Genomic DNA, 12106 nt, shown 5'->3' with positions numbered 1-12106 from the left:
GGCGCTACGGCTCGCGAGCCGCCGATTGCAATAAGGGCTTCAAATCGTCTCGCGGTTCTGGTACAAAGTGCGCCTGAAAGCGGGTGTCGTATAATGGCATTACTCCAGCTTCCCAAGCTGATAACGAGGGTTCGATTCCCTTCACCCGCTCCAGTCACTTCAGCTCCTCCAGCGCCACACCAGGCGGCTCGACAGAACGGATGACCGTTTGGTTGACCGGTACCTGATCCGAATTCAGCCTCTTCAAATCCCCTCTCCCTCCCTACCTTCTCGTTTCTAAACCACAACGTTCCACTTCTTTTGTTGCCTACTTCTTTTGTTGCCGCTAGCGTGAATACGCTACGGATAGCGCTGAAGATGAAAGGGCTCACTTTTGGAAAAGATCAAATTTGATGTCGACACTGTTTACTGCATATCCATAAAGGAAAGGCAGGACCGGCGTGATCTTTTCGAGAAGGCCGTCGGTTGCCTGCTTGAGAATCCAGTTACCTTTTATATTGTCGAGCGAAATGACGACCCTGTGCGAGGGTGCTTCGAGTCTCACCAGGCGCTGGCAAAGATGGCGTTGGCCAATGGTTTGCAGCGAATCCTGATATTCGAAGATGACGTAAAACCCTATCAACTGAAACCTGCGCAGATCGGCTGGACAAACCGCTTCATCCGTACCCGCCCTTTCAAAGCCCTGCATCTCGGCTACAGCATGGGCCGGACGTGGTTGACCTGGTTTCCTTTCATTGCCCGAGGGCGCGTGGTAGCGCTGCACGCCTACATTCTCTCCCGTGAAGGCTGTCGTGCCGTGGCCGAGGCTCGATACGACGGCACACCGATCGACAGGCTGTTCAGGAATCACATCAAGCAGTACTGCGCTTTCCCCATGCTGTTTCGACAACACGCAGCGTATGAGACTGGTAGTGATATCGAGGGAGCGTCAAAAGATGAGGATGAGTGGTGGGAGCGAAACTGGGACCGCCACAAGCGCTCACCGATCAAGAACTTCTGGAGAACGCTGTTCCGACTGAATTTTTGAAGCCGTGCCGTGGGGACGCCTGGCGATGATCGCACCATTGCAGTAGAAACCTGCCTGCGCCTGATTCAGATCAACACCGCCCCCAAAGACCTTGGTAAAACCCACCGCTGCTCCGAAACATCACAAGGATCGGTCCATGTTTCTCTCCCGCTGGCTCCCCGGCCTCGCCAACCTGCTGCGTTACCGTGCCGAATGGTTTCGCCCTGACCTCCAGGCAGGCCTGTCGGTTGCCGCCATCCAGATCCCCATCGCCATCGCTTACGCGCAGATCGTCGGCCTGCCGCCGCAGGTCGGGCTGTACGCGTGCATCCTGCCCATGATGGTGTACGCCCTGGTGGGCAGCTCGCGCCAGTTGATGGTCGGGCCCGACGCTGCCACCTGCGCCATGGTCGCCGGTGCCGTGGCGCCGCTGGCCATGGGCGACCCGGCGCGCGTGGCACAGTTGTCGGTGATCGTCACGGTGCTGGTGGGGCTGATGCTGATCGCCGCAGGCCTGGCACGGGCCGGCTTCATTGCCAGTTTCTTCTCCCGACCGATTCTGATCGGCTACCTCAACGGTATCGGCCTGAGCCTGCTGGCCGGCCAGCTGGGCAAGGTGCTGGGGTTCAAGATCGAGGGCAACGGCTTCGTGCTCAGCCTGATCAACCTGCTCGAACGCCTGAACGAAATCCATTGGCTGACGCTGTTCATCGGCCTGGCCGGCCTGGCTCTGCTGATCTGGCTGCCTCGGCGCTACCCCAAGCTGCCGGCAGCGCTGGTGACCGTGGCCATCGCCACCCTGGTGGCCGGCCTGTTCGGCCTGGACCGCTTCGGCGTGGCAGTCCTCGGTCACGTGCCCTCGGGCATGCCCACCCTCGCCTGGCCGCAGACCAACCTCGAAGAGATGAAAAGCCTGCTGCGTGACGCCCTGGGTATCGCTACGGTCAGTTTCTGCAGCGCCATGCTGACCGCACGCAGCTTCGCCGCACGCCATGGCTATGCGATCAACGCCAACCATGAATTCCTCGCCCTGGGCGTATCGAACCTGGCCGCCGGCGCCTCGCAGGGGTTTGCCATCAGCGGCGCCGACTCGCGTACCGCAGTCAACGACATGGTGGGTGGCAAGAGCCAGCTGGTGGGCATCATCGCGGCGCTGGTGATCGCGCTGTGCCTGCTGCTGTTCACCGTGCCCATGGCGTGGATCCCGCAGGCAGCCCTGGGCGCCGTGCTGCTGATGGCCGGCTGGGGCCTGATCGACGTCAAGTCGCTGAGCAAGATCTACACCCTCAGCCGCTTCGAGTTCTGGCTGTGCATCCTGACCACGGTCGGCGTGCTGGGCGTGGGCGTGCTGCCGGGCATCATCATCGCGGTGACCCTGGCGATCCTGCGCCTGCTCTACACCATCTACCAGCCCACCGATGCAGTGCTGGGCTGGGCGCCCGGCATCGAGGGCCAGGTGGACATCCGCCGCCACAAGGACGCGCGCACGGTGCCAGGGTTGGTGGTGTACCGCTTCGACGACGCGATCCTGTTCTTCAACGCCGACTACTTCAAGATGCGCCTGCTCGACGCGGTGCAAAAGGAGGTGGAAGCCCGCGCCGTGCTGTTCGACGCCGAGGCGGTCAGCTCGATCGACGTGAGCGGCATCGCGGCGCTGCGCGAAGTGCGTGAAACCCTGATGGCCCAAGGCATCGTGATGGGCATCGCCCGGGCCCGCGGCAGCTTCCTGCGGATGCTGGTGCGCTCGGGGCTGGCGCGGGAGATGGGCAGCGAGCTGCTGTACGGCTCGGTGCGGGCAGGCATTCGCGCCTACCGACTGTGGCGCAACAAGGTCAGGCGCGAGGCGGCTGTCGCGCAGTAAACCTTTCGCCGGCAAGGCCGGCTCCTGGCGATGTTGCAGGAGCCCGCCTTGCCGGCGAAGCGGCCAGCAGGGTCAACGCGGCTCACAGGCCTGCGGCGTCCCCTGCCCGCTACCGATCAGGGCGATCAACCCACACGGCAATGACCCACGCCATTGCAGGTAGTCATGCCCGGCCGGGTATTCCACCTGCACCACCGGATACCCCTTGGCCTGCAGCACGTCGCGCAACTGGCGATTGGTGTCGAGAATCTTCGGCCCCTCGAACAACCCCGACTGCAGGTAGAAGCGCAGCGGCACACGCGGTGCACGCACGTACTCGCGGGTCAGCCAGCCAGGCTCCATCCCTTCCGGCGCCCACCAGTACGACCCCGACAGGCTCAGCACATTGCCGAACAGCTCCGGATGCTGCAGCCCCAGGTAGGCCGAGGCCAGCCCGCCGTAGCTGGAACCTGCCACCACCGTGCGGTCGGCCGGGGCCGACAGCCCGCGCGCCTTCGCCCAGGGCATCAGTTCCTCGGCCATGAACCGCGCAAACTGCGGGTTGGGTGGCAACTCGACCTGGCGCGACAGGTCGGTGGGGTTGGCGATGATCAGCGCAGCAGTGGGGCCGATCAGGCCATCGGCGAGCAGGTTGTCGAGCAGCGTCGGGGTGGGCACCTGCCGGGTGTAGGCATGCGCATCGAACAGCACCAGCAGCCCCTGCCCCGCCGCCCCCGGCGTCCAGCCCGGCGGGCGGTACAGGTACACGTCACGCTGGTTGCCCAGCACCTTGCTGGTCAGCACCTGGCGCTCCAGCGTGCCCCGGGCTACCCCGGGGCGCTGCGCCACCCAGGGCTGCGCAGGCGCGTCGGCAAGCTCCAGGCGCGAGCGCGACAGCCAGCGATCGCCACTGCCATCGGCAAAGCCGTTGGGGTTGAGCGGGTCCTGCCGGGAGCTGGCCAGAATCACCCGGCGGTCAGTGGAGGGCGGTACGTCCGGTGCCATCTGGTAGCTCATCCGGGTGCTGGAAGGCACCACATAGCTGCGAAACCACACATCGCTGTCGCCCAGGCGTTGCAGCTCATCATGGTTGCCCGACGGCGCGCCGAACACCCGAACGTTGTGCCGGGCACCTCGCCACAGGAAGGTCACCAGCGATTGCCCGGGCTGCTCCGCCAGCGCTTCGACCAGGGGCGTACCCTGCTGCTCGCGGGCCTTCCAGAAGGCCTGGGTATCGCCCCCCTTGGCCACATGTGCCGCCAGCTCGCGCATCACCGGGCTTTGCAGGCGCGTCTGCTGGGCCTGCTGCTCGGCCACGCTGGTGACACCGGTCAGCTTGAGCGAATAGGCAGCCTGCGGGCGGGTGGCGATGGCTTCTGCGCGCACGCCATACAGGCCGTCGTGGGGGGCGATGAACATGAAGTCGCGCACCATGTCCAGCCCGTCCACCAGCAACCGCACCGGCTGGCCGTCGGCATCGAGCAGGCGCACGCTGACGTCGCCCTCCACGCGCCCCTGCACGAAGTCACCGGCCTTGAGCGGCACGGTCCATACCGGCTGCCGGCCCTGGCCGATGGCGCCGCTGACGCTGTGCCCGGGCACCAGCGAGGCCGCCATTGCGGCGCCGCCGGTCAGGCTGGCCAGCGCAAGGCCGGCGCAAAATGTCTTGAGTCGTTGCATGTACACCTCAGAAGTCGATGCTGGCCGAAAGTTTCAGCGTGCGCGGCTCGCTGACCGTGGCGTAGCCGTCGTTGAACACACCGGCCCAGTAGGCACGGTTCTCGACGTTCTCCAGGCTGGCGCGCAGCACCACGTCCTTGCTCAGGATGCGCGTGCTGTAGCGACCGCCCAGGTCATAACGGGTCCACTGCGGAATCTTCAGCTCGTTGGCCGAATCCAGGTACTGCGAGCTGCTGTGGATGGCCAGCGCGGTCAGGGTCAGGCCCTCGACCCAGGGCGTGTCCCACTCGCCGCCCAGGTTGGCCGACCACTGCGGCACCCCGCGCGCGGCGTTGCCATCGAGCTTGCCGCCAGCGGTCTTGGTCAGCTCGGCACGGGTATAGGTCACCCCACCCAGCAGGCGTACGCTCGGCGTCAGCGAACCGAACAGGTTCCACTCCACCCCGCGATTGCGCTGCTGACCATCGTCGGTGTAACGGTTGCTGGCGGTGTCGAGCATCATGCTCGGCTTCTCGATCTGGAACACGCTGACGGTGTGGGTGAAGTCGCCCAGGTCCCACTTGACCCCGGCTTCCACCTGCTTGGACTTGTACGGGGCGAACTGCTCGCCATAGTTGGCAGCCGACAGGTCGCTGACCATGCCGCCCTGGGTCAGGCCCTCGATGTAGTTGGCGTACAGCGAGACATCCGCCTCCCACGGCCTGAGCACCACGCCCAGTGCCGGGGTCAGCGCATGCTCGTCATACGAAGGCGAACTCATCTTCTGGCGCACCCGCTGCGAGCGCACGCCCAGGGTCAGCAACAGCTTGTCGTCGACGAAGCCCAGGGTATCGGCCACGGCAAAGCTCGACAGGGTGTTGTCGCCGGTCTTGTCGCTGGAGCCGATGTTGCCGGCAATGATCGGCTTGCCGGGGTGATAGATGTTGGTCGTGTACTTTGCCCCGGTGACGGTGGCGGCGCGACCGATGTCCTGGTGCAGCAGGGTGGTGCTGAGCACCAGCTGGTGGGTCACCGGACCGGTACTGAAGTTGCCGCGCACACCCGCTTCGGTGGACAGGCTATGGGTATAGCCGCCCTGGTTGTAGGTTTCGGCGGTGGCGTCGCCGTTGCCGGAGGTGATGATCGAGCGCGTGCCGTTGAGGAAGCCCTTGTAGCGGGTACGCGCACCGCCGACGCTGGCGTAGGCCGTCCAGTCGTCCGACAGCTCGTATTCGCCGCGCAGGATCACCGCCTTGCTGATCTGCTTGGCCGAAATACCGTCGAGGATGTTGGAATCCGGCTTGGGCGCCTTGGTCACGTAGCCCAGTTTGCTGAAGCCGGCCATCATCGGGCTGCCGTTCTGCATCTTTTCGTGGCTTTCGTAGGCATCGAGTTCCAGCTTCCAGCCATCGCCACGGTAATCCATGCCCAGGGACGCCAGGGTGCGGTCCTTGGACTGGTCGTCGACCCCGGTGTCACCGCTGCCGTACACGCCGTTGAAACGGATGCCCAGGCGGTTCTCCTCACCCAGGCGCCGGCTCAGGTCCAGGTGCTCGGCCCAGTAGCCGTCGGATACGTAGCTGGTGGTCAGGCGCGTCAGTGGCGCATCCCCGGCCCGCTTGGGCACCAGGTTGATCACCCCGCCCACACCGCCGTTGGGGGCCATGCCGGTGAGCAGTGCGCCAGGGCCCTTGAGCACCTCGACGCGCTCCAGGAACTCGGTGGGCACATGCCCATCGGGCGCCAGGCCATACAGACCGTTGACCGCAAGCTCGGTGGAGTCGATGGAGTAGCCGCGGATCATGAAGTTTTCGTAAGTGTGGCCTTCACCGGTGCTGAAGCGCACCGACGGGTCGTTGCGCAGCACCGCGCCCACCGTGCCGCTCTGCTGGTTTTCCATGTGCTGGGCGGTGTAGGCGGTGATGTTGAAAGGGGTTTCCATGATGTCGCGATTGCCCAGCATGCCCACCTTCGCACCGCGTGCCACCTGGCCACCGCTGTAGAGCTCGGGCGGGTTGCTGCTGTTGCCCACCTGCGCATTGACCGTGGTGGCACCCAGGGTCAGCGCGCCGTCGCTCTCGGGGCGACGCAGGATGATCACGCCGTTTTCTTCGCTGGCCACCAGGCCGCTGTTGTCCAGCAGGCGTTGCAGCGCCTGTTGCAGGGTGAAGCGGCCCTGCAGCGCCGGGGCATCGCGCCCGGCCAGCCACTGGCTGTCGGCGGCAATCGCCACCCCCGCCTCGCGGGACAGCGCCTGCACCGCGCTATCCAGCGGCTGGCTGGGCAGGTCGAGCGCCAGCACGCGGGTGCCTGCGCTCAGCTCGGCCGACACGGCCGACAGGCTGGCCGCGCCAAGAGCACAGGCCAGCACCAGGTGGCGAAGGGTGCTGGGGATAACCGAAGAAGGCGACGAACGCGTGGTCCGGGCGAGGAAAAACGACATGATCTGTCCTTTGAGCTAGGGAGTTGCCAGGAAGACGCGCTAGCTGGCCACTACCCCTCAAAAAAATTTCAACGTAGCTGCAGCCAGGTGTACTCACCCTTCTGCATCAGGCTCAGCGGCAGCACCCTGGGCAAGGCGTTCAGCAATATGTCGGGGCGGTCGCTGGGGAAGCTGCCGGTCAGGCGCAGCCCGGCTGCTCCCTCGCCAAGCCGCACCTGACGGTTGCTGTAGGCATTGAATTCGTCGATCACCTCGGCCAGCGGTGCATCGGTGAACGACCACCAGCCCTGGCGCCAGTGCTCGGCGTTCGGGGCCGCCTGCGGGTGATGCTCCACCGGCCCCGGCACACCGGGTTCGCCCAGGCGCACCCGGTCGCCGGCCAGCAGTTCGCGGGTCTCGCCATCCAGGCCGCGCACCTTCACATGACCGCGGGTCACCGCCACCTGGATATCGCCGCCACGGTCGCTGACGCTGAAGGCGGTGCCCAGCACCTGCACCTGCCCCAGCCGGGTGCTGACCAGGAAGCTGCGCAGGCGCTCGTGGGCCACGTCGAAAAACACATTGCCGTGGGCCAGCATGACCTCGCGCTGGCCGTTGCTGTACTTCACCTGCACGTTGCTTTCGGCCGCCAGCACCATCTGGCTGCCGTCGGGCAGCAGTACATTACGTGCGGGCGCTGCATGTTCGGTCAGCAGCATCTGGTCGAACTGTGGCCGGCGCTGCCACAGCCAACCCAGCCATGCACCGCACCCGACCACCGCCAGCAGGCCGGCACCCTGGCGCAGCAGGCGACGCCGGCCGAGGTTGACCGGCTCGGGGGCCAGCGAGCCGCGCAACTGCGGGGTCAGCCGATGGATCATCTGCCAACGCTGCTCGGCCTCCAGCCAGGCACGCTCATGCTCGCTGCTTTTGTTGCGCCAGCGCTGCAACTGCCCGCTCACCTCGCGCACACGGGAGGGGTCGTCACTGTGCAGCCCCGCCAGGTAGCCCAGCGCCTGCTGTATCTTGCGTGGCGAAACCGGCCGCGCCTCAGACATGACGGCAGGCCTGGCTCAGTTCGGACAGGTCGAACACCGCGCGGCCGATGTGCAGCTCCACGGCCTTGGCCGACAGCTGCAGCTCGTCACACACCTGGCGATGGCTCTGGCCATGCAGGCGCACGCGCACGAACACCTCGCGGCGCAGGCGCGGCATGCGCTCGATACGCGCAATCAGTTGCTGCAACTGCTCGCGGGCAATCAGGATCTCTTCCACGCTGGGGGTGAGCCCGTCGGCCCGTGTCAGCCAGTCCTCCAGCGCCGCCAGCTCGCGACTGCGCCGGCGAAACTGGTCGATGCACAGGTTGCGCGCCGCCTGGAACAGCAGCGCACGGGCATTGATCACCGGGGCATTGAGGGCATGCGCGTAGGCCTGGGCAAAACTCGACTGGGCAATATCGGCCGCATCATCGGGGTTGCGCAGTCGGCTGCCGAGGTAGCGACGCAGGTCGGTGTAGTGCGCGAGCAGCTCGTCGGCGACAGCCGCAAACGACGGCGCGCCGGCCGTCCAGGGGGTTGAAAGCGAGGTCATGGGCGTCCGGCGCGTGATAAGGCAGACAAAACATTAATGGGAATTCGTATCATTCTCACACACTCCCTCTGCCTTCGGCCAGCCCTCAGTACCCGGTGGCAGACACCGCAGGTTCCGGAGCGCTGATGACAACGCGCCGGCGTGCTACAGTCGCGCCCTGCCAACGTGCAACAAATCCCTACGAGATCCACATGCCCCTCGCCGACGTCGACGCAACCCTGGCGGCCTGGCCGCACCTCAATACCGCCCACCCGTGCACCAGCCTGCTGCTGGGCAACGGTACCAGCCGCGCCATCTGGCGCCCGTTCGCCTACTTTTCGCTGTTCGAGCTGGCCCAGCGCGTGCGCCACAAGCCCCTCGGCCTCACCGACCAGGCACTGTTCAAATCGATGAACAGCGAGCTGTTCGCGCCGGTCCTCAGTGCCCTGAACACCACCGTGCAGGTCAATGCCGCGCTGGCGATCAGTTCGTCGGCACCGCTCAACCGCTACTACGCGATCAAGGAAGCGCTGATCCACGCCGTGCGCAGCGTGCACATTCCCTGGAAGCTGCTGCCCACTGCCCACCTGGCCGCGATCAACGCCGAGCTGCGCACCTACCAGCGTGTGTTTTCCAGCAACTACGACCTGCTCTGTCACTGGGCCGTGAACCAGGCGCCGCACGGCTTTGCCGAGCTGTTCGACGAGGAAGGCGATTTCGACGTCAGCCGGGCTCAGGGGGCGGGCACGCGAATGCACTACCTGCATGGCGGCCTGCACCTGCTGCGCACCCAGCACGGCACCACGCGCCAGCGGGCGGCCAGCGGCAGCCAGTTGCTCGACGGCTTTGCCATCAACACCCCGGGCGATGTGCCGCTGTTCGTGAATGAAGACAGCAGCGACAACAAGCTGCGGGCGATTCGCGGGTCCGATTACCTGACCTGGTGCTACGCCGCGCTGGCGACGCAGCGCGAGGGGCTGTGCGTGTTCGGGCATCACCTGGACCGTGCCGACCGGCACCTGGTGGAGGCGATCAGGCAGGCGCAGCCGACACACCTGGCCATTTCGATCCTGCCGGTGAACGAGGCGGCCATCGTGAGCCAGAAGCAGCATTACGCGCGGGTGTTCGAAGCGTGCCCGGGCATCGAACTGCATTTTTTCGATGCCACCACGCACCCGCTGGGCGCGCTGGCGAATGTGCCCGCGCCGCCGCCCAAGGCAGTGGGGCGGCGTCGGCGCTAGGCCGGCCCCCACAGGAGGGCGCGAAGCCTGTAGGAGCCGGCCTTGCCGGCGAAAAGGCCGGCGCGACGCCCAACTGTACGGACACCTTTGTTGCCAACTGTAACCAGATTCCCCACCCCACCTGTGGCTCAATGAGCGGCCCCTCCAGCCCTCAGGCGCGCTCATGTCTACCCGCGAAAACACCGGCCTGGCCCTCGGCCTGCTCGGCGTCATCATCTTCAGCCTGACCCTGCCCATGACCCGCATCGTGGTGCAGGAGATGCACCCGCTGCTCAACGGCCTGGGCCGGGCCCTGGTGGCCGCGATCCCGGCAGCGGCGCTGTTGCTGTGGCGCCGTGAAAAGTGGCCCACCTGGCAGCAGGTCAAGGGCCTGAGCCTGGTGGCGCTGGGGGTGATTCTCGGTTTCCCGGTGCTGTCGGCCTGGGCCATGCAGAGCGTGCCGGCCTCCCACGGCGCACTGGTCAACGGCCTGCAACCCTTGTGCGTGGTGGTGTATGCGGCGTGGCTGTCCCACGAGCGACCTTCCACGGCGTTCTGGGCATGGGCGGCGCTGGGCAGCGCACTGGTGGTGGCCTACGCGATGATCATGGGCGCCGGACACATCCAGGCCGGTGACCTGCTGATGCTGGCGGCGATTGCGGTGGGCGGGCTGGGCTATGCCGAAGGCGGCCGCCTGGCGCGGGAGATGGGCGGTTGGCAGGTGATCTGCTGGGCGCTGGTGCTGTCCAGCCCGCTGCTGCTGGGGCCGGTGGTGTACCTGGCGCTGCAGCATGAGGGCGCGATCAGCCCGCGGGCCTGGTGGGCGTTCGGCTATGTGTCGCTGTTTTCGCAGTTCATCGGCTTTTTTGCCTGGTACGCCGGGCTGGCGCTGGGCGGAATCTCACGGGTGAGCCAGGTGCAGCTGCTGCAGATCTTCTTCACCATCGCGCTGTCGGCGCTGTTCTTTGGCGAGCAGGTGGCGCCGATCACCTGGGTGTTTGCCGGCGGGGTGATTCTGACGGTAGTGCTGGGGCGCAAGGCGCGGGTGCATCCGGCACCGGTCAAGGTCTGAGGTGCCGCCATCGCGGGTCAAGCCCGCTCCCACAGGTAAGGGTGATCCTTGTGGGAGCGGGCTTGACCCGCGATGACGGTGGTGAGGTTCAGACAGGAATCAAGCCATCGGCCCGCAGCAGCGTCTCCAGACAATGCTCCTTGACCCCATAGAACGCCTTGAGCGCCTGGATCTTCTCCAGCAACGCCTGCGCCGCCACCGGCTCGCGCCGCCGGGTGGCCAGGATCATCTTGTTCTTGTTGGTGTGCTCCAGCGAGATGAACTCGAACACCTTGGTCTCGTAGCCACAGGCCTCCAGGTACAACGCACGCAGGCTGTCGGTGAGCATCTCGGCCTGCTGCCCCAGGTGCAGGCCGTACTGCAGCATCGGCTTGAGCAACCCCGGGCTGTGCATCTGCGGGCGAATCTGCTTGTGGCAGCACGGCGAGCACATGATGATCGCCGCGCCACAGCGAATACCGGTATGAATCGCGTAGTCGGTGGCAATGTCACAGGCATGCAGGGCGATCATCACCTCGATGGCGCTGGGCACCACGCTGCGCACATCGCCACACTCGAACTTCAGCCCCGGATGCTCAAGGCGCGCGGCGGCGGCATTGCACAGCTCGACCATGTCCGGGCGCAACTCCACGCCCGTCACCTGCGCCTCGCGCTGCAGGGTGTTGCGCAGGTAGTCGTGGATCGCGAAGGTCAGGTAGCCCTTGCCCGAGCCGAAGTCCGCCACCCGCACCGGCTGATCTGCCGCCAGTGGCGCGCTGCTCAGCGCATGGGAGAACACCTCGATGAACTTGTTGATCTGCTTCCATTTGCGCGACATCGCCGGAATCAGCGCCTGCTGCTTGTCGGTCACGCCCAGGTCGTGCAGAAACGGCCGGCTCAGCTCCAGGTAGCGCTTCTTCTCGCGATCATGCTCGCCGGTCACCGCCTCGCGCGCCTGCTGCACGGCGTTGCGATGCAGCATCGGCTTGCCCTTCTTGGTGAACTCCAGCTGCACCTCGTCGTTCAGGCTGAGCAGGTGCGCGTTGCGAAACGAAGCCGGCAACAGTTCACCGATCAACGTCAGCGCCTCGTCCAGCGCCAGGTTGCGGGTGATGTCGCGGGTCTTGTAGCGGTACACGAACGACAGGCTGGCCTGCCCCTTGATCGTCAGCGGCTTGGCCGTTACCCGCTGCAGGTCGACCTCGGCGCCGACATGGCGCGCCAGCACCAGTTTGATGAAGGTGTGCTGGTGCAGGCTGGTGGCGAGCAGCGCCAGAAACTGCGCACGCGCATCCGGCGCGGCCTGGGCGGTGGGGGTTGCGGACATGGGGAGTGGGTG

General features: G+C 65.8%; 9 protein-coding genes and 1 tRNA gene. 5 read left to right on the top strand and 5 right to left on the bottom strand.

From position 1 onward, the window contains the following. The first annotated feature begins 79 nt into the window (after positions 1-79). The 3 genes from DN387_RS01495 to DN387_RS01485 all read left to right on the top strand — a co-directional run bounded on the left by DN387_RS01495 (position 80) and on the right by DN387_RS01485 (position 2867). A tRNA-Gly gene (locus tag DN387_RS01495) sits at positions 80-153 on the top strand. 220 nt (positions 154-373) lie between these two features. Continuing rightward, on the top strand, positions 374-1027 hold the full coding sequence (locus tag DN387_RS01490; protein ID WP_043860082.1) for a hypothetical protein: 654 nt from the start codon (positions 374-376) through the stop codon (positions 1025-1027). A gap of 136 nt (positions 1028-1163) precedes the next feature. Beyond that, positions 1164-2867, top strand: coding sequence for a SulP family inorganic anion transporter (locus DN387_RS01485; RefSeq protein ID WP_043860081.1), 1704 nt, complete (start codon positions 1164-1166; stop codon positions 2865-2867). A gap of 72 nt (positions 2868-2939) precedes the next feature. Here DN387_RS01485 and DN387_RS01480 read toward each other — a convergent pair whose 3' ends face one another. From DN387_RS01480 to DN387_RS01465, 4 genes are all read right to left on the bottom strand, one after another. Continuing rightward, the gene (locus tag DN387_RS01480) at positions 2940-4526 is read right to left on the bottom strand and encodes an alpha/beta hydrolase-fold protein (protein WP_254506001.1); all 1587 of its coding nucleotides are present in this window, start codon (positions 4524-4526) and stop codon (positions 2940-2942) included. A 7-nt stretch (positions 4527-4533) separates the two neighbouring features. Next, positions 4534-6948: a TonB-dependent receptor gene (locus tag DN387_RS01475; RefSeq protein WP_054914783.1), complete on the bottom strand. Its 2415-nt coding sequence runs from the start codon at positions 6946-6948 to the stop codon at positions 4534-4536. A 68-nt stretch (positions 6949-7016) separates the two neighbouring features. Beyond that, positions 7017-7985 carry a FecR family protein gene (locus DN387_RS01470; RefSeq protein WP_054914784.1) on the bottom strand — a complete coding sequence of 323 codons (969 nt, stop codon included), beginning with the start codon at positions 7983-7985 and terminating at the stop codon, positions 7017-7019. Then, entirely contained in the window at positions 7978-8517 is a 540-nt protein-coding gene (locus DN387_RS01465) for an RNA polymerase sigma factor (protein ID WP_043859744.1), read from the bottom strand. Before DN387_RS01465 ends, DN387_RS01470 begins: the two co-directional genes overlap by 8 nt. A gap of 191 nt (positions 8518-8708) precedes the next feature. Between DN387_RS01465 and DN387_RS01460 the strand changes: the two genes are divergently transcribed. Together DN387_RS01460 and DN387_RS01455 are read left to right on the top strand one after the other, a co-directional pair. Then, positions 8709-9737, top strand: a complete 1029-nt coding sequence (locus DN387_RS01460) for a DUF4917 family protein (RefSeq protein ID WP_054914785.1) — start codon at positions 8709-8711, stop codon at positions 9735-9737. Positions 9738-9900: 163 nt separating this feature from the next. Continuing rightward, a complete protein-coding gene (locus DN387_RS01455; RefSeq protein ID WP_043859746.1) occupies positions 9901-10788 on the top strand; it encodes a DMT family transporter in 888 nt (295 codons plus the stop codon). Positions 10789-10876: 88 nt separating this feature from the next. Here DN387_RS01455 and DN387_RS01450 read toward each other — a convergent pair whose 3' ends face one another. Next, entirely contained in the window at positions 10877-12094 is a 1218-nt protein-coding gene (locus tag DN387_RS01450) for an SAM-dependent methyltransferase (RefSeq protein ID WP_054914786.1), read from the bottom strand. Positions 12095-12106: the final 12 nt, after the last annotated feature.

The sequence above is a fragment of the Pseudomonas sp. FBF18 genome (genome assembly GCF_024261405.1).
Classification (GTDB): Bacteria; Pseudomonadota; Gammaproteobacteria; order Pseudomonadales; family Pseudomonadaceae; genus Aquipseudomonas; species Aquipseudomonas palmensis.
This window is presented reverse-complemented; position numbering and strand designations above follow the sequence as displayed.